This is a genomic window from Rhizobium sp. 01N447_2, from assembly GCF_056399245.1.
Map to the genome: position 1 here is coordinate 1 of NZ_JBFTQY010000077.1, position 22,287 is coordinate 22,287.

General features: G+C 61.7%; 24 protein-coding genes. 12 read left to right on the top strand and 12 right to left on the bottom strand.

The window, feature by feature from the left end; genetic code table 11:
* The 6 genes from AC1ECN_RS32115 to AC1ECN_RS32140 all read left to right on the top strand — a co-directional run.
* On the top strand, positions 1-398 hold a 398-nt coding region (locus tag AC1ECN_RS32115; RefSeq protein WP_477955235.1), incomplete at its 5' end, for a flagellar basal body rod C-terminal domain-containing protein.
* Positions 399-400: 2 nt separating this feature from the next.
* The gene (locus tag AC1ECN_RS32120; RefSeq protein WP_130663283.1) at positions 401-1,447 is read left to right on the top strand and encodes a flagellar hook-associated family protein; all 1,047 of its coding nucleotides are present in this window, start codon (positions 401-403) and stop codon (positions 1,445-1,447) included.
* 11 nt (positions 1,448-1,458) lie between these two features.
* Complete coding sequence (locus tag AC1ECN_RS32125; RefSeq protein WP_012755563.1) at positions 1,459-1,833, top strand: hypothetical protein; 375 nt, start codon at positions 1,459-1,461, stop codon at positions 1,831-1,833.
* A 155-nt stretch (positions 1,834-1,988) separates the two neighbouring features.
* Positions 1,989-2,882, top strand: a complete 894-nt coding sequence (locus AC1ECN_RS32130; protein WP_164582103.1) for a DUF6502 family protein — start codon at positions 1,989-1,991, stop codon at positions 2,880-2,882.
* Positions 2,879-3,958, top strand: coding sequence for a DUF5666 domain-containing protein (locus tag AC1ECN_RS32135; RefSeq protein WP_164582101.1), 1,080 nt, complete (start codon positions 2,879-2,881; stop codon positions 3,956-3,958). Before AC1ECN_RS32130 ends, AC1ECN_RS32135 begins: the two co-directional genes overlap by 4 nt.
* A gap of 256 nt (positions 3,959-4,214) precedes the next feature.
* The gene (locus AC1ECN_RS32140; protein WP_024319786.1) at positions 4,215-4,463 is read left to right on the top strand and encodes a hypothetical protein; all 249 of its coding nucleotides are present in this window, start codon (positions 4,215-4,217) and stop codon (positions 4,461-4,463) included.
* 45 nt (positions 4,464-4,508) lie between these two features.
* Here the strand turns inward: AC1ECN_RS32140 and AC1ECN_RS32145 are convergent, their stop codons facing one another.
* Positions 4,509-4,922, bottom strand: coding sequence for a type II toxin-antitoxin system VapC family toxin (locus tag AC1ECN_RS32145; protein ID WP_024319785.1), 414 nt, complete (start codon positions 4,920-4,922; stop codon positions 4,509-4,511).
* A complete protein-coding gene (locus AC1ECN_RS32150; protein ID WP_130657064.1) occupies positions 4,919-5,167 on the bottom strand; it encodes a plasmid stabilization protein in 249 nt (82 codons plus the stop codon). Before AC1ECN_RS32150 ends, AC1ECN_RS32145 begins: the two co-directional genes overlap by 4 nt.
* A gap of 238 nt (positions 5,168-5,405) precedes the next feature.
* Between AC1ECN_RS32150 and AC1ECN_RS32155 the strand changes: the two genes are divergently transcribed.
* Positions 5,406-7,223, top strand: a complete 1,818-nt coding sequence (locus tag AC1ECN_RS32155; RefSeq protein WP_130663284.1) for a methyl-accepting chemotaxis protein — start codon at positions 5,406-5,408, stop codon at positions 7,221-7,223.
* A gap of 47 nt (positions 7,224-7,270) precedes the next feature.
* Here the strand turns inward: AC1ECN_RS32155 and doeB are convergent, their stop codons facing one another.
* The 10 genes from doeB to ehuR form a co-directional block, all read right to left on the bottom strand.
* Complete coding sequence (gene doeB / locus AC1ECN_RS32160) at positions 7,271-8,278, bottom strand: N(2)-acetyl-L-2,4-diaminobutanoate deacetylase DoeB (RefSeq protein WP_130682875.1); 1,008 nt, start codon at positions 8,276-8,278, stop codon at positions 7,271-7,273.
* A 7-nt stretch (positions 8,279-8,285) separates the two neighbouring features.
* Positions 8,286-9,467 (bottom strand): ectoine hydrolase DoeA, encoded by a 1,182-nt coding sequence (doeA, locus tag AC1ECN_RS32165; protein ID WP_024319781.1) that lies wholly within the window; start codon positions 9,465-9,467, stop codon positions 8,286-8,288.
* Between the two features lie 32 nt (positions 9,468-9,499).
* Positions 9,500-10,492 (bottom strand): ectoine utilization protein EutC, encoded by a 993-nt coding sequence (gene eutC, locus AC1ECN_RS32170; protein WP_130682877.1) that lies wholly within the window; start codon positions 10,490-10,492, stop codon positions 9,500-9,502.
* Positions 10,489-11,490, bottom strand: a complete 1,002-nt coding sequence (eutB, locus tag AC1ECN_RS32175; protein WP_477955237.1) for a hydroxyectoine utilization dehydratase EutB — start codon at positions 11,488-11,490, stop codon at positions 10,489-10,491. Before eutB ends, eutC begins: the two co-directional genes overlap by 4 nt.
* 4 nt (positions 11,491-11,494) lie before the next feature.
* The gene (gene eutA, locus AC1ECN_RS32180; RefSeq protein ID WP_130682879.1) at positions 11,495-12,271 is read right to left on the bottom strand and encodes an ectoine utilization protein EutA; all 777 of its coding nucleotides are present in this window, start codon (positions 12,269-12,271) and stop codon (positions 11,495-11,497) included.
* Positions 12,272-12,273: 2 nt separating this feature from the next.
* Positions 12,274-12,933 carry an ectoine/hydroxyectoine ABC transporter permease subunit EhuD gene (ehuD, locus tag AC1ECN_RS32185; RefSeq protein ID WP_130682881.1) on the bottom strand — a complete coding sequence of 220 codons (660 nt, stop codon included), beginning with the start codon at positions 12,931-12,933 and terminating at the stop codon, positions 12,274-12,276.
* A 4-nt stretch (positions 12,934-12,937) separates the two neighbouring features.
* Positions 12,938-13,597: an ectoine/hydroxyectoine ABC transporter permease subunit EhuC gene (gene ehuC / locus AC1ECN_RS32190; protein WP_130663289.1), complete on the bottom strand. Its 660-nt coding sequence runs from the start codon at positions 13,595-13,597 to the stop codon at positions 12,938-12,940.
* A gap of 179 nt (positions 13,598-13,776) precedes the next feature.
* Positions 13,777-14,625: an ectoine/hydroxyectoine ABC transporter substrate-binding protein EhuB gene (ehuB, locus tag AC1ECN_RS32195; RefSeq protein WP_024319775.1), complete on the bottom strand. Its 849-nt coding sequence runs from the start codon at positions 14,623-14,625 to the stop codon at positions 13,777-13,779.
* 56 nt (positions 14,626-14,681) lie between these two features.
* The gene (gene ehuA / locus AC1ECN_RS32200) at positions 14,682-15,467 is read right to left on the bottom strand and encodes an ectoine/hydroxyectoine ABC transporter ATP-binding protein EhuA (RefSeq protein ID WP_018073145.1); all 786 of its coding nucleotides are present in this window, start codon (positions 15,465-15,467) and stop codon (positions 14,682-14,684) included.
* A gap of 122 nt (positions 15,468-15,589) precedes the next feature.
* The gene (gene ehuR, locus AC1ECN_RS32205; RefSeq protein WP_164582097.1) at positions 15,590-16,975 is read right to left on the bottom strand and encodes a MocR-like ectoine utilization transcription factor EhuR; all 1,386 of its coding nucleotides are present in this window, start codon (positions 16,973-16,975) and stop codon (positions 15,590-15,592) included.
* Positions 16,976-17,076: 101 nt separating this feature from the next.
* Between ehuR and AC1ECN_RS32210 the strand changes: the two genes are divergently transcribed.
* From AC1ECN_RS32210 to AC1ECN_RS32230, 5 genes are all read left to right on the top strand, one after another.
* Positions 17,077-17,574 carry an Lrp/AsnC family transcriptional regulator gene (locus tag AC1ECN_RS32210; RefSeq protein WP_477955240.1) on the top strand — a complete coding sequence of 166 codons (498 nt, stop codon included), beginning with the start codon at positions 17,077-17,079 and terminating at the stop codon, positions 17,572-17,574.
* 120 nt (positions 17,575-17,694) lie between these two features.
* Positions 17,695-19,191 (top strand): NAD-dependent succinate-semialdehyde dehydrogenase, encoded by a 1,497-nt coding sequence (locus AC1ECN_RS32215; RefSeq protein WP_130726080.1) that lies wholly within the window; start codon positions 17,695-17,697, stop codon positions 19,189-19,191.
* 42 nt (positions 19,192-19,233) lie between these two features.
* A complete protein-coding gene (locus tag AC1ECN_RS32220) occupies positions 19,234-20,613 on the top strand; it encodes an aspartate aminotransferase family protein (RefSeq protein WP_024319772.1) in 1,380 nt (459 codons plus the stop codon).
* 13 nt (positions 20,614-20,626) lie between these two features.
* Positions 20,627-21,700, top strand: a complete 1,074-nt coding sequence (locus tag AC1ECN_RS32225) for an alcohol dehydrogenase family protein (protein ID WP_130682883.1) — start codon at positions 20,627-20,629, stop codon at positions 21,698-21,700.
* A gap of 171 nt (positions 21,701-21,871) precedes the next feature.
* Positions 21,872-22,267 carry a DUF4112 domain-containing protein gene (locus AC1ECN_RS32230; RefSeq protein ID WP_024319770.1) on the top strand — a complete coding sequence of 132 codons (396 nt, stop codon included), beginning with the start codon at positions 21,872-21,874 and terminating at the stop codon, positions 22,265-22,267.
* Positions 22,268-22,287: the final 20 nt, after the last annotated feature.

Here is a 22,287-nt window from a genome sequence, read left to right on the forward strand (position 1 = left end):
CGACGAAGCTGCGCGATGGCTCCATCAGCGGCATCACCGATCTCAACACCGCAGGAGACAGYGGCTTCTCGGACAATCTCGACGCCCTGTATCAGGCGCTGACGGAACAGCGCTCGTTCTCTTCCGACGCAGGACTCTCCACGTCACAAAGCCTGACGGACTACGCCAGCGCCTCCATCGGCTGGCTCGAACAATATCGAAGCGATGCAACGTCGGCCTCCGAAACAACGGCTGCGGCCTTGTCACGCTCCGACGAGGCCTATTCCAACGAAACCGGCGTCAACCTCGACGAGGAACTGACGCTGCTTCTCGACATCGAACAATCCTACAAAGCGGCGACGAAGATCCTGAACGTCATCGACGAGATGTTCCAGTCGCTCCTCGACATAGCGAGCTAGTCATGAAAGCATCTTTTGTCTCATCATCAGCGATGCAGAATGTTTTGCGGCTCACCATCAGCCAGTCCCAAAACAAGCTGCAGCAGGCCTCGACGGAAGCAACGACCGGAACCTACGCCGATATCGGCGTATCCCTCGGCAACGGCGCTGCAAAGTCGATCAATCTCACCAGCGCTATCGCCCAGGCCGCCTCGTTCAAGGCGAGCAATGCCGTCGTCGAATTGCGAATGGACGCATCGCAAACCGCCCTTTCGAGCCTCAAGGATGCCGGCGACAGCCTGGTCTCGAACCTGACCGCGCTCCAGGCGAGCCAGGATACGACAAGCATCGCCGTTGCCCTGCAGACGGCGGGCGCCACGATTTCGCAGTTGGTCTCGACGGCAAACACGTCGGTCAATGGCGAGTTCCTGTTTGGCGGAACGAACCTCGACAGCCAGCCTCTGAGCGATCAATCCTCGGCGGTCTCGGATACAATCGTTTCGGCTCTGAACGATTATGCAACCGGTCTCGGAAAAGACGTCAACGAGTTGACAGGCGAGGAAATCGGCAGCTTCATCACCGACACGGTCGAGCCGATGTTCTCCGAGAGCGCCTGGACGGACACTTCCGACGGCTGGTCGACCGCTTCCAGCACCGACATGACGAGCCGGATCAGCCGATCGGAAACCATCACCTCGTCGACCAACGCCAATTCCGAAGGCATGCGTTGTCTCGCGCTGGCATGCGTCGTCGTCTCCGCCCTTTTCGGCCAGGATCTCAGCTCCGACGCACAGAGCACCGTCGCATCCAAGGCGATCGCCTATGCGGCGCAGGCGACCTCCGGGATCGTGACGCAGCAAAGCGAACTCGGTCTCGCGCAGGAGCGGCTCGAAAAGGCAAATGACGCCCTCGACGCTCAATCCACTCTGCTTCAGGGAAACCTCGTCGATCTCCAGGGCGTGGATACCTATGAGGCTTCGACGCTCGTCAACCAGCTGCAGACGCAACTGGAAACGGCCTACACGCTCGTCTCGAAACTCCAGAGCCTGAGCCTGGTCAACTATCTCTGACGGATTGAAAAATGCGGGAATTCAAGCGGATGCAAATACCGGCCTTAGCGAGGGAGCCCAACACGACGTGTTCCGAAATCGTGGCGGAAGCGGCCTTCGCGCTTGCTTCCGGCATTATCGATACGATCCCCTTCGTCGGCAGCAAACTCGACGAGCAACAGACGCGGGCATGGCCGCGATCGGGTGTCTTCACAGATGACGGCGTCGAGATGACGGGTACGCCCCCTGAAATATTTGAGCTTTGCGAGCTGCTGGCAGCCCACATCGAGAAAGGCACGTCATTCGACGTATTCGAGGTTTTCCACAAGATTGCGCGCATCGACCGGCTGATCGACTGGCGCCATGGCGCAGTGCTGTCACCGGAGCCGCATCCGGTAACGCATTGACAGAAGGCGCAAAATATCTTCCGAATGGCGGCACGATCACGGCCGCGCCGCCAGGAAGCATGGCATGGGCTGATCTTGCAAGTGGCTTCTCCGTTGCGGCAATGTGGGCTTTGCCATAGGGGAGATCGAGGGCGATTGTCGAAGGTCTGCCGGCAATGGTCTTTCAGAGACCGAGTGTGTTGTTAATGTCAAAGCCGCGCGCGAAGCTTCCGTTCTCCGAAGAGACCTTGCAGGCCATGCTGATCCGCGTGCTTCGCCCGCTGGTCAGGCTTGCACTCGCCTCCGGCTTCAACTTCATCTCTTTTTCGACCGTTCTTCGCCGCCTCTATATCGAGGTTGCGGAGAAGGAATTCGCGCTGCCGAACAAGAACCAGACGGATAGCCGTATCTCGCTTCTGACCGGCATTCACCGTAAGGACGTCAATCGGCTGCGCGGACAGGTGCTTGCGGCATCCTTCCTGACCGTCGGCGTTTCGCAGACAAGCCGCATTCTCGCCAGATGGCTCGCCGATCCGTTTTATTGCGATGCGGAGGATCGGCCGAGCGCCCTGCCCCGGACCTCCAGCGACGGCGGTCCGTCATTCGAGAGCCTGGTGAGCGACATCACCAAGGACGTCCACCCCCGCTCCATCCTGGACGACTGGCTGGATAAAGGCATCGTCGTTCTCGATCAGAACGGCTGGATTCAGCTCGATCTCTCATCCATCATCCCCAATGCCGGTGACGAAGCCCGCCGGCATTATTTTACGCGCAACCTCCGTGACCATGTGCAGGCGTCGGTCATGAACCTGATGAACGAGCCTCCACCCTACTTCGAACGTGCGGTTCACTACGACGGGATATCCCCCGCGCTGGCGGCCCGGCTCGACGAGATTGCACGCCAGGAAGGGATGGCGCTGCTTCTGAAGCTCAACAAGATCGCCCATCAGGCGATCAAGGACGACCTCGGAGGCAACAGCCGCTGGATCGCTGGACTCTATGTCATGACCGAGGAGGATGAGGCCGATCGTCAGGCAGACGCCGCCTCCAAGACGGAGACAGACGAATGACCCCGTCGGCGATTTCGAGAAGGCAATTTCTGCTGGCCGGAATAGCGCTTCAAGTCCTGGGGGCCAAGATTGCAGCCGCGCAGCCGACGGGCACCAGCGATCATGGAATCGGCGGGTCTGGACTTTCCATCCAGGGCGGCGGCGAGAACGAAGATCACGGCATCGGCGGAACGGGCATCGTCGGAACCATCCAGGGCTTTGGAAGCATCATCGTCAACAACATCCACATACCGTTCAGCGCGACGACACCGATCGAAATCGACGGCCGACGCGTTCACGCTCGTGCGATGAAGGTCGGTCATGTCGCCCGGGTGCTGCTGACGGGCGGGCTTGCCGCCCGCATCACGATCGCCAGCGAAGTCCAGGGCCGCATCGACCGGATAGACAAGACCGGCATGACCATATTGGGGCAAACAATCGACACAACGGGTGTGCCGACGAAGGGTCTGCGGAAAGGCAAGCGGGTCGCCGTGTTCGGCATCCGCAAACCTGACGGTGCGATCATTGCCCGGCGCATCGAGCCCCGCTCCGTTTCCGAAGGCGCCCATGTTCGTGGCGTCCCTGTCAAGAGCAGCAATCGCGTCCTGATCGGCGGCCTTTCGCTTGGAAGCACGCATGGATACCTGGCCGGCAAGCAAACGCTCGTGCGTCTCAAGGCTGTCGCCGATCGATTGATCATCACGCGCATTCAGGCTGAACCCGTGGTGCCGGGCCTCAAACGTGGCATCGTCAACCTCGAGACCTTCCGGCCGACGGATAAGGACGGGCCGAGCGTAGGACCCAGAGGCTCCGCGCCTTTCGGCTCGATGCCGCTGTCGCCTGATGGTCATGGCTTCGTCGATGTCGGCGTGCGGGACTCAAGCAGAATGACAGGCTTTCCCGACGGGCGCATTCCGGACGGCTTCGGTTCGCGACCGCCAGGTGGCCCTTCGGATCGGCCGCCGCCCGATCATTCGCCTTTCGGCAGAGGCGGGCCGGGAGATTTTCCCGCTCCGGACAGAGGGGGGCCGCCAACGCAGGACGCCCCGCCGCCTGCGCCGCCACCGCCCCCAGGCCCGGGCCCGGGTCCGCGCTGAAAACGCTGTCACTCCCACGTTGACAAATGGGAAATTTTCCCATTTATTGTTCATGCGAATTCTGCTTCGGGTGATTCCAAGGAGGGTTCGCCGATTGGCTAACGTGTCCGCCCCACACCCGCTAGCCAATCGTTTGATTTTCAATCGTTCTGAGACTGTCAAACCCATGCTCCTGAGTCATCGCGGGGATGGCCCATCCCGTAGGCTTGATGGCGCCATCCGAACCAAACCGTTATCGCCCAAGAGGAATCAGGAATTGTTTTTGCTGGAACGCGAGCCGGACATGTCGATGGAAATGGAGCAACCGACGGTCGTTACAACCTGGGAAAATCGAGCGCAAATCATCGAAATCATGAGCATCGCGCTAAAGACGAGCCAAGAATTTCAGCATCTTTGGCAGAGCAGCGGCGGAACGGGCCGGCTCAGTCAAGACGACACGGATAAACTGATCGCGCTGCTGCGGCAGATCGGCGACCTTAACGAAATGCTCATGCGATTGGCCTGAAAAGCGTCGATACTCGAGTAACAGCGCCAAGCATGTTCCGAGATGTCAAAACTCCCATGGGGAGATCAACTGAAGGCCCGTGGTCGCAAAATCGCCCAGATTTCGCGTCGCAAGTCGACCACCATTGACCCGTGCAATAGCGGCGATCATGCCATCCGGCGCTGACATCCCGCGCCCCTGACGAGCGGCCGAACCCAAAATGTCGCCATAAGCAAGAGCGGCCTCTTCGGTCAGACCAAAAATCCGGCCTGCAAAGCGACGACGCCAGTCGGACAGTCCCTGCTCGAGGCGTTCGGCTCGCTGATCAGGCCGGATCTTCTGGATACCGAAAGCGATCTCGGCAATCGTTACCGTCGGCAGAGCCAATTCAGCATCATGGCGGACGAGCCATGCGATCACGGCTTCATTGGGAGATTTTCTCAAAGTTTCCGAAACAATGTTCGTATCGAGAAAAATCAAAGCTCGATGCCCTTATGAACCTGCCTGCCTTCCTTGATAACGGCCTCAAGGTCGATGTCCGTCCCGCTTTGCTGCGAAAGCCTGGCATAGAAGGACGCAGCCGGCTCTCTTCCGGCTTCGCGTATTTCATACGATTCGAGGGCCCGTTCGACAATGTCGGCTATCGAGCGGTTTTCACGGCGGGAAAGCCGGTGAGCAAGATCACGCGCTTTTGCGCTCCGTACAGAAAGCTGAGGTTCGGCCATTCCGATCTCCTTTACGATGGGATATAAAGCCGTTAGCCATCAAGATGGCAAGTGATGGCTTGATAGCATGGCTTTCGCAAATCATCAACCCAATTTTGGACGGTTCCCTGGACCTTCAAGAGCTTGCTAAGCTCCGATGTCAAAAGAATTAACCATATTTCAGTGTTCTTGGCCAAATAATGCCATACGTAGATCAGGCCTCTCGAAGTAGAGAAGCCAAAGTTATTTGGAGACAGTCTTGGCATTCACTATTGCTCGCAGCTTGGTGGCGTTTGGTGTCGCCGTTTCAGCTGGCCTTTTCATGTCAATCGGTTTGCAGCAATCGGCGCTCGAACGGCTGAAGGTCAATGGTCCGGTCTACGAACAGGTGGTCTACGGCAAGGATTTGATCGCCGATATTCTACCGCCGCCTCTGTTTGTGGTCGAATCCTACATGCTCTCCTTTGAGGCGAGCAAATTTCCCGAACTCACCGACACCAATCTTGCCAAGATCGCAAATCTCAAAGCCGCTTACGACGACCGCCGCGCCTATTGGAAAACCACCCGGCTGCCGCAAGCTTTGAAGGACGAGCTTGAAAACGATGTCATCGCCAAGGGCGATGCATTCTGGGGAGTGATGAACCGTGAGATCATCCCGGCCTTGAATGCCAGGGATGAAGACAAGGCACATGGTGCGATCGAGCAGCTGCGCGTCGCCTTTCATTCGCATCAGGACGCGGTCGAGAAACTCGTTGCCAATTCCGACGCCTTCCTGAAGGGCGAGGAACGCAATGCGGCCTCGGAGATCGTGACCTGGACGATCTATGCCGGCGCTGCGGGCTTCGGATCGTTCGGGCTATTGCTGGTAGGGCTCTATCTTCTGCGACGCCGGGCGATCGTACCGCTCGATGGTATGAAGGCCTATATGGGCAATCTTGCTGAAGGCGATTTTTCGACTGACGTTCCCTACGCCAACCGTTCCGACGAGATCGGAGCCATGTCCAAGGCCGTCGCGGTATTCCGCCGCAACGCGCTCGAGCGGCAGGACGCACAGAAGCGTGAGACCGCACTTCGCGATGCGGAATTCGAGCGTGAACGCAGCCAGCTGGCCGAAAAGGCCGCCGAGGAGCAGATCCGAGAAACGGTGATCGATCAGCTGACATACGGACTGGAACAGCTATCGACTGGCAATCTCGATTGCCGGATCAAGACACCCTTCGCCGCTGCCTACGAGACTTTGCGCGCGAAGTTCAACGACAGTATGGACGCGCTTTGCGCTTCGATGGCTGAGATTGCCCAGACCTCCAAGCAAGTGGGCAGCTCCTCGGCTGGCATCACAGATGCAGCCGACAGTCTTGCCTCGCGCACGGAACAGCAGGCCGCAATGCTCGAAGAGGCGACAGCCGCGCTCGATGAAATGAATATCAAAGCCAAAGATGCCTCCGACCATGCCGGCAGGGCGACAGGCATGATGGCTCAGACCCGCACCAGCGCCGAACATTCGGCAGCCGTCGTTCGCGAAGCCATCGCCGCCATGGAAAAGATCGAAGGCTCATCCTCCCAGATTGGCGCCATCGTCAATGTCATCGATGAAATCGCCTTCCAGACCAATCTTCTGGCGCTCAACGCCGGGGTTGAAGCAGCGCGCGCCGGCGAAGCAGGCAAGGGTTTTGCCGTGGTCGCGCAGGAAGTGCGTGAACTTGCCATGCGCTCGGCCAACGCCGCCAAGGAGATCAGATCTCTGATCTCCACCTCCTCGGCCCAGGTCTCCACCGGGGTGGAGCTCGTCAACCGAACCGGCAAGGCGCTCCTGGAAATCGAAGGGCAAGTCGAGCGGGTTGCCGGCCTGATCGCCCGCATCGTTTCGGTGTCCTCCGAACAGGCGGTAGCGATCAACGAGATCAACGCCTCCGTCAACGCGCTCGATCAGGTAACCCAGCGCAACGCAGCCATGGCGGTCGAAACTGCCTCGGCCTGCCGGGCGCTCGGCAGCCAGACACAGACACTGGAGGGGGTGGTCAACCGCTTTCAGGTCGATGCGGGAGCCGGCACGTCCAGACCGCAGAAAGCTGCTTGAGGTGTGATCAGCCGTCGAAACTGATCCCCTCTGCCTGTTTGATCGCCTCAGCCCGTAACGATCGCCACGACGGCAACGCAGTCACCAGCCTTGACCAGCCCTGGGAAATGCCGGGCACAAAGAATACCGTTCATGCCGGCGCGGATATCGCGGGGCGCCACCCCGGTCCGCCCGGTCGGATAGATGCGAGCGATGACGGCATCGGCTGTGACGGCTTCACCGAGATCAATGACAGGTTCGATCAGCCCGCCCTCCTCTGCGAAGGAGAAGCAGCGGCCGTCCGGCATGTCGAGCCAGGTCGTCGGACCAGGATCGACGGCGCCGGCGACGATCCCTGCGTGACGCAGCACGTTCATCGTGCCGCGCTTGGCAATCGCAGCACTTTTGGCCGTGGCGGTGCCGCCGCCGCCGAGTTCCGTGGTGATGAAGATCTTGCCCATCTCCTCGGCCGCGGTGTCGTACATGCCGACCGCATCGATCTCCAGCATCTTCATCGAATAGGGAGCGCCAAAAGCCCTCACGAATTCGAAGGCTTTTTCCTCCTGTTGCTTGTTCGGCAGGATGTGGGCCGCGCAGAACGGCAGAAAATCGAGCGTCTTGCCGCCGGAATGGAAGTCGAGAACGACATCCGCCATCGGCAGAAGCACACGTTGGAAATAGTCGGCGATCTTCTCGGTCACCGTGCCGTCCGGCCGGCCCGGGAAGCTGCGGTTCATGTTGCCCCTGTCGATCGGCGAGGTTCTGGTTCCCGCTTGGAATGCCGGATAATTCATGACCGGCACGATGATGACAGTGCCGTTCACCTCTTCGGCCTTCAGCGTGCGGGCAAGATCGAAAAGCGCGATCGGTCCTTCGTACTCGTCGCCATGATTGCCGCCAGTCAGCAGGGCCGTCGGCCCTTTGCCGTTCCTGATGAGCGTTATCGGCACCACCACCGACCCCCAGGCGGAATCGTCGCGGCTGTAAGGCAGCCTCAGGAAACCGTGCTGGATGCCCTCGGCGGCGAAATTGACCGTCGCGCTGATCGGCGACGGTCGCAAGCCAATCTCTGTCATGACAGCCTCAATCCTTCACCATCAGCCTGCGCGGCACGTTGGCGAAGCATTCGACGCCGCTCTCGGTGATGAGGATGCTCTCGGTCGTCTCGAAGCCCATATCGTCGAGCCAGAGGCCGGTCATGAAATGGAAGGTCATGCCGGGCTTCAGCTCCGTCCGGTCGCCGGGACGCAGGCTCATGGTGCGCTCGCCCCAGTCCGGCGGATAGGAAAGGCCGATCGGGTAACCCGTGCGATTGTCCTTGACGATGCCGTATTTCTTCAACACGGCGAAGAAGGCATTGGCGATATCCTCGCAGCTATTGCCGGGTCTGGCGACCGCAAGACCGGCCTCCATGCCTTCCAGCGTCGCCTTTTCGGCGTCGAGAAACGCCTGCGTCGGCTTTCCGAGGAAGACGGTGCGCGATAGCGGCAGGTGATAGCGGTTGTAGCAGCCGGCGATCTCGAAAAAGGTGCCTTCGCCCTTCTTCATCGGCCGGTCGTCCCAGGTCAGATGCGGTGCGGACGCTTCGACGCCGGACGGCAACAGCGGCACGATCGCCGGATAATCGCCGCCGATGCCGTCGACGCCGCGGGTGCCGGCATCATAGATTTCCGCAACCAGATCGCACTTGCGCATACCGACCTCGATCTTGTCGAAGATACGGGCATGCATCGCCTCGACGATGCGGGCGGCATTGCGCATGTACTTGATTTCGGTCTCGCTCTTGACCGCGCGCTGCCAGTTGACGAGCGCGGTGGCGTCGACGAAGCGGGCGTTCGGCAGGTGCTTCTGCAGCGCCGCAAAGGCCGCCGCCGAGAACCAGTAATTGTCCATCTCGACGCCGATCGTCAGCTTGCCGAAACCGCGCTCGGTCAGGATGCCCGAGAGGTAGTCCATCGGGTGGCGCTCGGTCGACTGCACATAGTGATCGGGATAGCCGACGATGTTGTCGTGCTTCAGATAGGCGGTGAACTTGGCGCCGTTGGCATCCTGGCCGCGGCCGAACCAGATCGGTTCGCCCTGCGGCGGCACGATCACCGCTTGATGCACATAGAAAGACCAGCCGTCATAACCGGTCAACCAAGCCATGTTCGACGGATCGCTGACGATCAGCAGGTCTACGCCCTTCGCCTCCATGGCACGCCGTGTCTTTTCCAGCCGCGCGGCATATTCACCGAGCGAGAATTTGAGATTGGGCTGGGTCATGTCTCTTCCCTTCTTTTCCGGCGCCGCGCCGGTCAGCTTTCGAATGCGGTCCCGGCCTTCGCCGCGCCGGCGCGGGCAAAGGCGAGCGTGGCGATGGCGGTGTCCTGGATGCCGGTTCCGGTCAGGTCCGCGATGGTGATCTGGTCGTTGCGCGTCCGCCCCGGCGTCCGGCCGGCGACGATCTCGCCGAGCTCGGCAAAGACCGCATCGCCTGCGACCAGGCCGGCGTCGATTGCGTGATGCAACTCGCCGAGACGCCGTGTCTGCTTCAAGCTGTCGGCGACGTAGAGGTCGGCAGCAGCAATGGCGGCCGGATGGATCTCGTTCTTGTGTTCGGCATCCGAGCCCATGGCCGTCAGATGCTGTCCGGGTTCCAGCCACCCGGCCTCGATGATCGGGATTTCCGACGGCGTGGTGGTGACGATGAGATCAGCGCCGGTCATTGCGCCTCTGGCATCCGATGTGGCGGTGACGGGAAACCCGAGCTTTGCGGCCAATTCCATTGCCGCGGCTTTCGCCTTGGCAGCATCGCGCGCCCATATCCTCGCTTCGCGGATCGGCCGGACCAGCGTCAGTGCTTCGAGCTGCAGCCGCGCCTGCATGCCCGCACCGAAGATCGCGGCCACGGACGCATTTTCCCGCGACAGATGTTTTGCCGCGACGGCGCCGGCTGCTGCGGTGCGCACGTCGGTCAGATAGCCATTGTCCAGCAGCAGTGCCTGCACCAGTCCGGTTCGGCTCGACAGCAGCACCATCATTCCGTTGGTGCTCGGCAGACCCATCTTCGGATTGTCGAAGAAACCGGGGCTGATCTTGATCGCGAAGCCCTCGATGCCGGGCACATAGGCCGTCTTCACATCGACTTCGCCCCGATATTCCGGAATGTCGAGCCGCAGGATCGGCGGCATGGCGACGGCTTTGGTCGCAAGKGCTGCGAAAGCCTCCTCGATGCAGGCGACCGCATCGCGGTCAAGCGCGATGACTTTCCTCAGTTCTGCTTCCGTCAGAATGATCATCCGGCTCATGGTCCCTCCTCGCCGCAGAGTGCCGCCTTGCCATTGATCACCCGCCAGTGCTGTTCCATGTCGACATTTTGCCCGGACAGGATCGCGACGATGGGACCGTTCCCGACAATTTTCCCGGCAAGAAGCGCTGCAATGCCGACCGCGCCAGCGCCTTCGATGACCTGGCGTTCAGCGGCATAGGCATGGCGTATGCCGGCGGCGATTTCCGCTTCCGTCAGCAGGATGACCTCGTCGAGAAGGTCGCGGCACATGGCAAAGGTCACGCGATTGTCGAGGCCGATGCCGCCGCCGAGCGAGTCGGCCAGGCTCGGCACTTCCTCGACCTGCACCGGCCGTCCGGCATCGAGGCTTGCCTTCATCGCGGCCCCCTTCTCCATCGTCAGACCAATCATTTTGGTCGTCGGACTGATGCCTTTGACCGCGGCGGCAACGCCGGCCGCAAGGCCGCCGCCAGAGAGCGGCACCAGCACGGTTGCCGCCTCCGGCAAGGTGTCGATGATTTCGAGCCCCAGCGTCCCCTGCCCGGCCACGACGTCTGGATGGTCGAAGGGCGGGACCATCACCAGCCCCTCCTCGCGAACCAGCCGGTCGACCTCCTCCTGCGCCTCGTCCTGCGATAATCCGACGATGCGGACATCGGCACCGAGGCGGCGGATTTCTGAAACCTTGTTCTCCGGCACCAGCCGCGACATGCAGATGGTCGCAACCGCCCCTTCCGCCTTTGCCGCATAGGCAAGCGCCCGGCCGTGATTTCCGGTCGAGGCCGCGACGACACCGCGCGAGCGCTCTGCCGGCGACAAGGAGAGCACCGCATTGGTCGCACCCCGCAGCTTGAAGCTGCCGGTCGTCTGGTGATGCTCGAGCTTGAGATGGACAGGCGCGCCGGCCAATTCGCCGAGGGAAGCGGACTGCACCATCGGTGTGCCGATCACGCGGCCGGCAATCCGGCGTGCCGCAGCGCGGATATCCTCCAGCGAAACGGGCAAGGGGCTCACCATGATCTCAGCCTTCCCGATAGGGCTTGGTCATCAATTGACCGAGTTCGGGCCGCGCCCGATCATCGCCGCAAAGCCTCAGGCAGGCCCAGGCCGTCGCAAGATTGCTGGTGACCACCGGCTTGCCGATCGCCTCGATCCGGGCCGCGACCTCGGCTGCCCGCACGGCCGTACAGGAGATAAACAGCGCGTCCGACTGCGGCGCCAGCGCCTGGCGCGCAAAGGCAAGGATCTCGTCCGGCGCGATCCGCGCCATCTCGCGGTCATCGGTCAGGCCGAGACAGGTGAAGCGGTCGATCTCGAAGCCGAGATCCGAAAAATAGTCCGCCATCGGCCGGCTGGTCTCGATCGTATAGGGCGTCAGCACCGAAATCCGTCTGGCGCCCAGCGCCTTCAGGCCGGTCACGGCGGCAGCCGTTGGCGTCACGACGGGAACGCCGGGCTTGGCCGCATGGATCGCCGCCTCGATGTTCCGGTCGCCGATCACCACCGAAGCGGAGGTGCAGGAATAGACGATCGCATCGAGCGCCTCCTCCGGCAGGATCAGTGCCGCGCCTTCGGTCAGCGACGGCTGCATCCGCAAGAGGTTTTCCGGCGTGACCGGATTGGCATAATGGATGCGGCTGACATAGACGCCGAGGCGATCGCCGGCGACCATGCGCTGGAAGTCGACTTCGGTCGTGTGGTCTGTCGCGAGGATGATGAGGCCGATGCGTTTTTCCAGCGGCCGATCTTCCAGTCGCGGCAGCCGGCCGGCAGCGATGATCTCAATCTCTACGGTCATGGTCAGTCATCCATCCTGGCATAGCGTTCCTCGAGCCAGCGTAATCCCACCACTGAGATCAGGCTGATGACGAGGAAGAAAACGCCGACCAGCGTCATCGGCTCGATGTAGCGGTAATTGCTGTTGGCGATGCTCTTTGCCTGGTTCATGAGTTCGAGCACGGTGATCGCCGAAAGCAGCGGCGTCTCCTTGAACATGGCAATGAAATAATTGGCGAGCGCCGGGATCATCGGCGGGATCGCCTGCGGCAGGATCACGTGGATCCAGGCCTGGCGCGTCGACAGATTGGTGGCCTTGGCTGCCTCCCATTGTCCACGCGGCACGTTCTCGATGCCGGCGCGATAGACCTCGGCGGTATAGGTCGCATAGTGAATGCCCATGCCGATGACGCCGGCGACCAGCGGCGCCAGCCGGATGCCGATATCCGGCAGCACGTAGAAGATGAAGTAGAGCTGCACCAGCAGCGGTGTGCCGCGGATGAATTCCGAGACGAAGGCGACCGTCCTGGAAATACCGGCGACCAGTGAGCGCCGCGCAATGGCGAGCCCCAGGCCGACGATCATGGCGACGGCAGCGCCGAGGATGGTCGCGAGAAGAGTGATCTTGAAGCCTTCGAGAAGGGTCGGCATGATCTGCCAGACGAAGTCCCAATCCCATTCCATCTGATCAGGTCCTTATGCCGTCGAGGCTGCGCGCCATCCGCCGCTCCAGCCAGCGCATCGTCGCGGAGATCGCCGAGGCCATGAGAAAATAGAGGATGAGGATCGTCGCGAAGGGCAGCAGCGTATTGCCGGTCTGCGCCCGCACCACCTGCGCCTGGAACGTCATATCCGTCAGCGAGATCAGCGACACGACGGCCGTGCCCTTCAAGAGTTCGATCGCATTGTTGCAGAAGGTCGGCAGCATCAGCGGCAGCGCCTGCGGCAGGATGACGTGGCGCATGCGCTGGGTTCGCGAAAGGTTGAGCGCGATGCAGGCTTCCGACTGTTCGCGCCCGACGGCCTTGACGGCGCCGCGCACCACTTCCGCCGCATAGGCGCCGACGTTCAGCCCGAGCGCCAGCACGCCCGCCTGCAGCGGCGTCAGGGTCAAGCCCGCAAAAGGCAGCACGAAATAGACCCAGAAGAGCTGGACGAAGATCGAGGTGCCGCGGAAGAATTCGATATAGGCCGTCGCCAGAGCCCGCACTGCGAAGAAGCGCGACAACCGGCCGAGGCCCGCCAGGAAGGCCATCACCAGCGCCAGCGCAGATCCCATGATCGTCAGTTCGAGCGTCACCAGGGCGCCCTCAAGGATCAGTGTCAGATAGCCGGACCATACCGACATCGGCAACTCACTTCCTAGAGCATATCGCGCAAAACTGTGCAGCGGTTTTGCGATAACGACATGCGTAAAACAAGGACCTAAAGCGCGAGGAGCGCATCTGAAAGATCGCGACGCGCTTTAGGAGATCGTTCGGGGACGATCCGGCCATGCCTGGGGCATGGCCGGCTGCTTACCCCTTGTTACTTCGCCGCGGCGCAGAGCTTTTCGCGGCTCGTCGACATCGCCGCCTTGGCCGAGAAGCCGTAGGGCTCGATGATCTTGGCGAATTCGCCGGATTCCTTCAGCTTCTTCAGCTCGACGTCGAAGGCGTCGCGAAGCGCAACATCCTGCTTGCGGAAAGCAGCGCCATCGCAATAGACCGGCGCATTGACGACGGGTGCGACGGTTTCAAGGTTCGGATCGTTCGCCTTGGCCATCAGGTCATGGATTGACAGAACCGGCAGCGAGTAGACGTCGATGCGGCCGTCCTGCAGCATCTTGATGCCGCTCTGGCCATCCGGAACGACGATGACGCGGTCACGCGGCACGCCGGCCTCGAGCGCCAGCTTCTCTTCGGTCCCGCCGCCCGGCGCGCCGATCTTGGCGTCCGGATTGTCGGCGATATCCTTGTAGCTTGTCAGCTTCAGCGGATTGCCCTTCTTGAGAGCGAAAGCCTCGGCGTCGCAAAGGATCGGTTCGGAATAGGCGACGGCGGCGCAGCGCTCAGGCTTCATGAAAAGGCCTGCGGTGATTGCGTCGTGGCGGCCGGCCTGCAGGCCGGGGATCATCGCGCCATATTCCGAGATCGAGGCGACCACTTCCTTGACGCCCAGCTTTTCGAAGATTGCGCGCGCCACGTCGGGGGCGGCGCCGGACACCTTGCCGTCGGCGCCGACCGCCGTGAACGGCGGCTCGTTGGCGATAGCGATACGCGCAAAGCCCTGCTCCTTCAGCTGTTCGAGCTTGTCATCGGCGGCGGCGGCCGGAGCGGCCGCCGTGATCAAAAGCACCGACAGGCCGGCGGCGCTCAAAAAATATCCTGCATTCATCGTTCCCAACTCCTCTGATTTTCCTTGAGTTTTGTTCTTGCGGGCAATGTCTGAGCTCAGACGCGGTGCCCCGCCGCAATGATCTTGCGCAGGAAGGTCTGCGTCCTCTCCTGCGTCGGATTGCGAAAGATGTCGCCCGGCTTGCCTTCCTCGACGATCTTGCCGCGATCGAAGAACAGCACACGGTCGGCAAAATCATGGGCGAAGCCCATTTCATGCGTGACGAGAAGCATGGTCATGTCGGTCTCGGATGCGAGCCGCCGCATGACGTTCAGCACCTCCTCGACCAGTTCCGGGTCAAGCGCCGAGGTCACCTCGTCGAACAGCATGATCTTCGGCGACAGCGCCAGCGCCCTAGCAATGGCGACGCGCTGCTTCTGTCCGCCGGAAAGCTGCGCCGGAACGCTCTTTGCCTTGTCGGCCAAGCCGACCATGTCGAGCAGTTCCATCGCCCGCTTTTCGGCCACGGGCCGCTTGATGCCCTTCGTCAGCATCGGCGCCAGCGTCACGTTGTCGAGCACGCATTTATGCGGGAACAGATTGAAATGCTGAAAGACCATGCCGATCTTTTCGCGCATGCGATGCAGATGCCGTTCGTCGGCGGGCACCAGCCCGCTGCCATTTGGCATATGGTAGAGCTGTTCGCCGTCGACCTCGATATGGCCGCCGCTGATCGTCTCCAGCGTCATCAGAATGCGCAGGATCGTCGTCTTGCCGGAGCCGGATGGCCCGATCAGCGCCAGCTTCTCGCCCGGCATGACATTCATCGACAGGCCGTCGAGCACGGTCAGCGGGCCGTATTTCTTGACGATGTTGTCGATGCGGATGATGGGCGGAAGCATTCATGTCTCTCCCTGTTGAGACAAGCAATGTCCTAACGATGACGGCCCATCAAAATCATGTCAATTCGTAAAATAATATCATGACAATTATTCTGCATGCGCTCAAATACAAGGCATCGGCATCAGATCGCAAGCAGCAGCTCTTCCGGATTTCCTTGCGCCAATGAGGCGACGATACCAAGCCCGGTCCGCAACTCGCTTTCCGTCGTCGAACCAAGCGAGATGCGCATGGCCGGCGTCCAGCCCTGATCGGCGGTGTGGAACGATTTGCCAGGCGCGATCGCCACACCGCGCAGCCTTGCCTGTGATACAAAACCATCCTCGGTATGGTTGCCGGAGAGCGGCAGCCAGACGTGCAGGCTTTGCGGGTGCGCCCGGTACGGCAGGCCGGCCAGCATCTCCGCCGCAATCGCGTGCCGGCTCAAAAGCGCACGGCGCTGCCAGTTGACCAGTTCCATTGCCGTGCCGTCGCTGACCCAGCGGGTGGCGATCTCGGCCATGGCAGGCGTCGCCATCCAGTTGGAGACGAGATGCCGGTTGGCGACGGCGGCGACATAGCGATCGGGTGCGGTGAGATAGCCGATCCGCAGGCCCGGAACGGTAATCTTGGTGAAGCTCGTGACGTAGAGCGTCCGCTCCGGCGCAAACGCGGCCATCGGCGGCGCACGACCCTCGACCATCGGGCCGAGAATATCGTTTTCGATGATCGCGATGTCATGTTTGGCGGCGACAGTGGCGAGCGCCTGTCTACGTTCCGCGCTCATCAGCGCCGCCATCGGATTGATCACCGAGGGCTGCAGGAAGATTGCCCGGATCGGCCCCTTCCGGCAGGCCTCGTCCAGCGCCTCGGGGATCATGCCTTCCTCGTCGATCGCCAGCCCTTCGAGGTGCAAACCGAGATAGGTGGAGAGCGGAACGAGCGTGTGATGGCTGATCGCCTCGGTCGCAACCGTCGAGCCGGGCGGGGCGACGCTCATCAGCGCCACCGTCATGCCCGATGTCGCACCGTTCGTCACGCTGACGTTCAGCGGCGATACCTCCAACCCGCAGCGCGCCAGCCATTCCGTGGCGACCGCGCGRTGGCGCGGAAACACCATGTTCGGCCTGAAGGAAAGGGCGGAGCTGGAGGGCAGGTTTTCCGAAAGCCAGCCGAAGGCCTGCCGCAGCCTTTCCAAATGGATCTGCTCGCAGACCGGTTTCAGGATCGACAGATCGATCACCTCGCCCAGCCTTTCCGGCAGATAGGGCGGCTCCGGCTCGCGCGGCCTGGTCTGGACAAAGCTGCCGCGTCCGATCTCGCCTGATATCAGCCCCCGGCGGATCAACTCGTCATAGGCGCGGCTGACCGTCTGCACCGAAAGATGCAGATCATCCGCCATCTTCCGGTGCGGCGGCAATTGTGTGCCATCGCTGAGCTTGCCGTCCGTGATCGCGTTTGCGATTTGTTCGGCAAGCGAGAGATAGGCCGGACGGCGGAGTTGCGAGGGATCGGGGCGCCACTTTGTCATGATTTTAACACTGCTGAAAATCAGTTCAATTGACAATGCAAAAATGCGCTCCCATTGTCTTTTCCCTGCGATTGAAATGATTTCTTTCTAAAGAAAGCACCATGAAGCTCGACGCCATCGACCTGCGCATTCTCGACGCCGTCCAGCGCGACGGCCRCATCACCAAACTGGCGCTGGCCGAAAAGGCCGGACTGTCGCCGACACCGTGCTGGATGCGGCTGCGCAAGCTCGAAAAGGCGGGCGTTATCACCGGCTATCACGCACGCATCGCGCCACGGCGCATCGCGCCGGTCGCCAGCGTGATGATGGAAGTGACACTCGCCAATCATCGCCAGGCGGATTTCGAACGCTTCGAGCGCGCCGTGACCGCAATCCCGGAGATAGTCGCCTGCTGGTCGGTCGGCGGCGGCGTCGATTACATCCTGAAGATCATCGCCCCCGATATCGACGCCTATCAACGGCTGGTCGACGGGCTTCTCGACCGCGAACTCGGCATCGACCGCTACTTCACCTACATCGTCACCAAGACGGTGAAGGAGGAAACAGTCCTTCCGGTCTCTTCCTTTACTGCGACCGGTGAAGAACAGACCACGTCGTAGACAATCTCTCTGCCAGGCCGCCATCCTTTAGACCATCTCTCTCTTTTCGCATCCCCCAACAGACAATCTCTCGCCCGCTCCCGTGGAAGACTGACGTCAACCGCCACGAGGAGACTTGATATGACCGCCGTTTTTGCCCGCCCCGCCTTTCATGACGCGCTGTCGCGGCTTGGCGACCGTCATCTCCTGCGCGATCTGGCCTATGTCGGCGGCCGCTGGATCGCCGGCCAATCAGGGAAAAGTTTCGAGATCACCGATCCCGCCTCTTCGGCGACGCTGGCCTGGGTTGCAAGCCTTGGCGCCGACGAAACGGCGGTGGCGATCGATGCTGCGTCGGAGGCTTTCGCCGGCTGGCGCGCAATGCTGCCGCAGAGCCGCGCGGCGATCCTGCGCAAATGGTTTGAGCTGATGCTTGCAGCCAAGGAGGATCTGGCGCTGATCATGACGCTCGAACAGGGCAAGCCGCTCGCGGAATCGCGTGGCGAGATCGATTACGCCGCCTCCTTCGTCGAATGGTATGCCGAGGAAGGCAAGCGGCTGAACGCCGAAAGCGTCACCAGCCATCTGCCCGGCGCGGAAATGATTGTCCGGCGCGAGGCGCTCGGCGTCGTCGGCATCGTCACGCCCTGGAATTTCCCCGCTGCCATGCTCACTCGAAAGGCTGCCGCGGCGCTGGCCGCCGGCTGCACGGCCGTCGCCCACCCCTCCTCAGAAACGCCGCTTTCGGCACTGGCGCTTGCCGAGCTCGGCGAGCGGGCCGGCATTCCCGCCGGCGTCTTCAACGTGGTCACCGGCAATGCTGCAACGATCGTCGGACGGATGTGTGCCGATGTCCGCGTGCGTGCCATGAGCTTAACCGGCTCCACCGGGATCGGACGGCTGATCGCCGCCCAATGCGCACCGACCCTGAAGCGGCTGGTGATGGAACTCGGCGGCCACGCCCCGCTGATCATCTTCGACGACGCCGACATCTCAAAGGCGGTCGAGATCGCCGTCAACGCCAAGTTTGCCACATCAGGCCAGGATTGCCTTGCTGCCAACCGCATCTTCGTCCAGCGCCGGATCGCCAATGCCTTTGCCAAGGCCTTCGCAGACCGCATTGCCGAACTGAAGGTCGGTCCGGGGCTCGAGGATGGCGCCGAGATYGGCCCGCTGATGCATGAACGCGCCGTCGCCAAGATCGAGGAACAGGTCGCCGACGCGCTGGCGCGCGGCGCGCAGCTCCTCACCGGCGGCAAGCGCCACAAGGCCGGCCGACTCTTTTATGAGCCGACGCTGCTGACCGATGTGCCGGCGGATGCGCTGATCATGCGCGAGGAGACTTTCGGTCCTGTGGCGGCCATTACCGCCTTCGACACGGAAGACGAGGTTATCGCCCGCGCCAACGATACCGAATACGGCCTCGTCGCCTATATCGTCACGCAAAACGGCGCCCGGCAGATGCGCCTCGGCCGCGCACTGGAATACGGCATGGTGGCGGTCAACCGCGTGAAGATCACCGGCGCTCCCATTCCCTTCGGCGGCTGGAAGCAGTCCGGCCTCGGCCGCGAGGGTTCACGCCATGGGCTCGAGGCCTTCACCGAGCTCAAATATCTCTGCATCGACACGGCCGCCTGACCCCATTTCAAGTGAGCCCCCATTTCAAGAAAGAGGCTAGACATGCTCGACAGAAGCAACGAACTCACCGCCTGGGACCGCGATCACTTCTTCCATCCCTCGACCCATATGGGTGCGCATGCTCGTGGCGAGACGCCGACCCGTGTCGTTGCCGGCGGCGAAGGCGTCTACATCACCGACACGACAGGACGCAAAAGCCTCGACGCCTTTGCCGGCCTCTATTGCGTCAATGTCGGCTACGGCCGCCAGAAGATTGCCGATGCGATCGCCGAGCAGGCGAAGAACCTCGCCTATTACCACGCCTATGTTGGCCACGGCACGGAAGCCTCGATTACGCTGTCGAAGATGATTATCGACCGCGCGCCCACCGGCATGAGCCGCGTCTATTTCGGTCTCTCCGGCTCGGATGCCAACGAGACCAACATCAAGCTCATCTGGTACTACAACAACATCCTCGGCCGTCCGGAAAAGAAGAAGATCATCTCGCGCTGGCGCGGTTATCACGGCTCCGGCGTCATGACCGGCAGCCTCACCGGCCTGGCGCTCTTTCACAACGCTTTCGATCTGCCGCGCGCACCGGTGCTGCATACCGAAGCACCCTATTATTTCCGCCGCCCCGACCGGTCGATGAGCGAGGAGCAGTTCTCGCAATATTGCGCCGACAAGCTTGAAGAGATGATCATTGCCGAAGGCCCGGAAACGATCGCCGCCTTCATCGGCGAACCCATCCTCGGCACCGGCGGCATCGTGCCGCCGTCGAAAACCTACTGGCAGAAGATCCAGGCCGTGCTCGACAAATATGACATCCTGCTCGTCGCCGATGAAGTCGTCACTGGCTTCGGCCGCCTCGGCACGATGTTCGGTTCGGACCATTACGGCATGAAGCCGGACCTGATCACCATCGCCAAGGGCCTGACCTCGGCCTACGCTCCCCTTTCCGGCACAATCGTTTCGAACAAGATGTGGCAAGTCCTGGTGCAGGGTTCCGATCAGATGGGCGCGATCGGTCACGGCTGGACCTATTCCGCCCACCCGATCTGTGCTGCCGCAGGTATTGCCAATCTCGAACTGATCGACGAACTCGGCATTGTCGAGAATGCCGGCACGACCGGTTCCTATTTCCGCTCGGAACTGGAAAAGGCGGTCGGCGGCCACCGCAATGTCGGCGAAGTCCGCGGTGACGGGCTGATGGCGGCCATCGAATTCGTCGAGGACAGGGACGACCGCACGTTCTTCGATGCCGGCCGCAAGATCGGCCCGCAGGTCGCATCCGCCCTCCTCGAACGCGGCGTCATCGGCCGCGCCATGCCGCAGGGCGATATCCTCGGCTTCGCCCCGCCGCTCTGCCTGACACGCGAGGAGGCAGACATCGTGGTCAAGGCCGCGGCGGATGCGATCGAAACCGTCTTCAAGACCATCTGAGGGAGAGATCTGCATGACGATCCCGGAAAAGATGGCGGCCGTATTGCTCACCGGCCATGGCGGTCTGGACAAGCTCGTCTATAGCAGGGACGTGCCCGTTCCGAGGCCCGCGGACGGCGAGGTTCTGATCCGTATCACGGCCTGCGGCATGAACAATACCGACGTCTGGGTCCGCCAAGGCGCCTACGGCACCGAGGACGATCCCTCTGCCGTCTCCACATGGCGCAGGCAAGGCAATACTCTGACATTCCCGCGCATCCAGGGCACCGATACGGTCGGTCATATCGTCGGCGTCGGCGCCGGCGTTAATCCGGCGCGCATCGGCGAACGCGTCATGGTCGACTTCTCGATCTATAACCGCGACGACGACAGCCTCGCCGACATCGATTACATGGGCCATGGCCGCGACGGCGGTTATGCCGAATACATGGCACTGCCGGCCGAGAACGCCCATGTCGTCGCAACCGATCTGACCGACATCGAACTCGCCACCTTCTGCTGCGCCTATCTGACCGGCGAGCGCATGCTGGAACGGGCAAGGCTTGTCGCCGGCGAACGCGTTCTCGTGACCGGCGCCTCGGGCGGCGTCGGCTCGGCGATCATCCAGCTCGCGCGTGCCCGCGGCGCCATCCCAATCGCGGTCGCAGGTCCCGGCAAGGAGGCGGCGACGCTCGATATCGGCGCCGAAGCGGTCGTGACCCGCGGCAAAGGCAATCTGGTCGAAGCCGCCCATTCCGCAAGTCGTGGCCAGCCGATCGATGTCGTCGCCGATCTCGTCGGTGGACCGCTGTTCAACGATCTCCTGAAGATCCTGCGCCCCGAAGGCCGCTACACGACGGCCGGCGCCATCGCCGGCCCGGTCGTCCAGCTCGATTTACGGACCATGTATTTGAAGCAGCTGGAGCTGCACGGCTCGAGCCAGGGAAGCCGCGCCGACTTCCGTCGGATCGTCGGCTATATCGAAAGCCGGAAAATCCGGCCGCTCGTCGGCGGCGTCTATCCGCTGTCGGAATTCCACCGCGCACAGACCGATTTCATGGCGAAGAACTTCGTCGGCAAATTGGTGGTGGTTCCCGACGCAAGATGATCCTTGCTTTCGCGGCCGAACCTTGTTGGGTTTGCCGCGTTTCACGGCCATGGAATATCATCATGGCACCGAGCTTTCGCTGCGTCGGACTATTTCGCAGCAATGCGATGACATCCTTCCCGCGCCCTCACTCGAGGAAGCGGAACGGTCGTTCGCGCCAAAAGGTCGCTGATGCCAGCCTCCGCCAGCACGAAACACCTGACGTCCATCGAACTTGGAAGAATTCGGCGCGCCGTCGGCATAGCGCGCCTGATGGATACCGCGGTCAGATTGCCTGTCATCGGCGTGCGGATCGGCGCGGACTCGGTTCTCGGCCTCATCCCGGCCGTCGGCGACATTGCCGGATCCCTCATCGGTCTTTTCATCATCGATGAGGCACGACGTCTCGGTGTTCCCACCCACAAGCTCGCCCGCATGGCCGTGAATCTCGGGATCGACGCCGCCGGCGGAACGGTTCCGCTGATCGGCGATCTTTTCGACGTCTATTTCAAGTCTCATCGCCGAAACGTCGGCATCATTCTCGATCATTTTGGGATCAGCGAAGACGAACTGAACCAGCGTATTTGACGACGCCGATCGCTTCGCCG

Bases quoted from the DNA above. Each gene is read 5' to 3' on its own strand.
- eutA (WP_130682879.1), bottom strand. From the start codon at position 12,271: ATGACCGTAGAGATTGAGATCATCGCTGCCGGCCGGCTGCCGCGACTG.
- AC1ECN_RS32220 (WP_024319772.1), top strand. From the start codon at position 19,234: ATGCTCGACAGAAGCAACGAACTCACCGCCTGGGACCGCGATCACTTC.
- AC1ECN_RS32120 (WP_130663283.1), top strand. From the start codon at position 401: ATGAAAGCATCTTTTGTCTCATCATCAGCGATGCAGAATGTTTTGCGG.
- ehuB (WP_024319775.1), bottom strand. From the start codon at position 14,625: ATGAATGCAGGATATTTTTTGAGCGCCGCCGGCCTGTCGGTGCTTTTG.
- AC1ECN_RS32125 (WP_012755563.1), top strand. From the start codon at position 1,459: ATGCGGGAATTCAAGCGGATGCAAATACCGGCCTTAGCGAGGGAGCCC.
- AC1ECN_RS32150 (WP_130657064.1), bottom strand. From the start codon at position 5,167: ATGGCCGAACCTCAGCTTTCTGTACGGAGCGCAAAAGCGCGTGATCTT.
- doeB (WP_130682875.1), bottom strand. From the start codon at position 8,278: ATGACAGAGATTGGCTTGCGACCGTCGCCGATCAGCGCGACGGTCAAT.
- ehuA (WP_018073145.1), bottom strand. From the start codon at position 15,467: ATGCTTCCGCCCATCATCCGCATCGACAACATCGTCAAGAAATACGGC.
- ehuD (WP_130682881.1), bottom strand. From the start codon at position 12,933: ATGGAATGGGATTGGGACTTCGTCTGGCAGATCATGCCGACCCTTCTC.
- AC1ECN_RS32130 (WP_164582103.1), top strand. From the start codon at position 1,989: ATGGTCTTTCAGAGACCGAGTGTGTTGTTAATGTCAAAGCCGCGCGCG.
- ehuC (WP_130663289.1), bottom strand. From the start codon at position 13,597: ATGTCGGTATGGTCCGGCTATCTGACACTGATCCTTGAGGGCGCCCTG.
- doeA (WP_024319781.1), bottom strand. From the start codon at position 9,467: ATGACCCAGCCCAATCTCAAATTCTCGCTCGGTGAATATGCCGCGCGG.
- AC1ECN_RS32230 (WP_024319770.1), top strand. From the start codon at position 21,872: ATGCCAGCCTCCGCCAGCACGAAACACCTGACGTCCATCGAACTTGGA.
- AC1ECN_RS32135 (WP_164582101.1), top strand. From the start codon at position 2,879: ATGACCCCGTCGGCGATTTCGAGAAGGCAATTTCTGCTGGCCGGAATA.
- AC1ECN_RS32225 (WP_130682883.1), top strand. From the start codon at position 20,627: ATGACGATCCCGGAAAAGATGGCGGCCGTATTGCTCACCGGCCATGGC.
- eutB (WP_477955237.1), bottom strand. From the start codon at position 11,490: ATGGTGAGCCCCTTGCCCGTTTCGCTGGAGGATATCCGCGCTGCGGCA.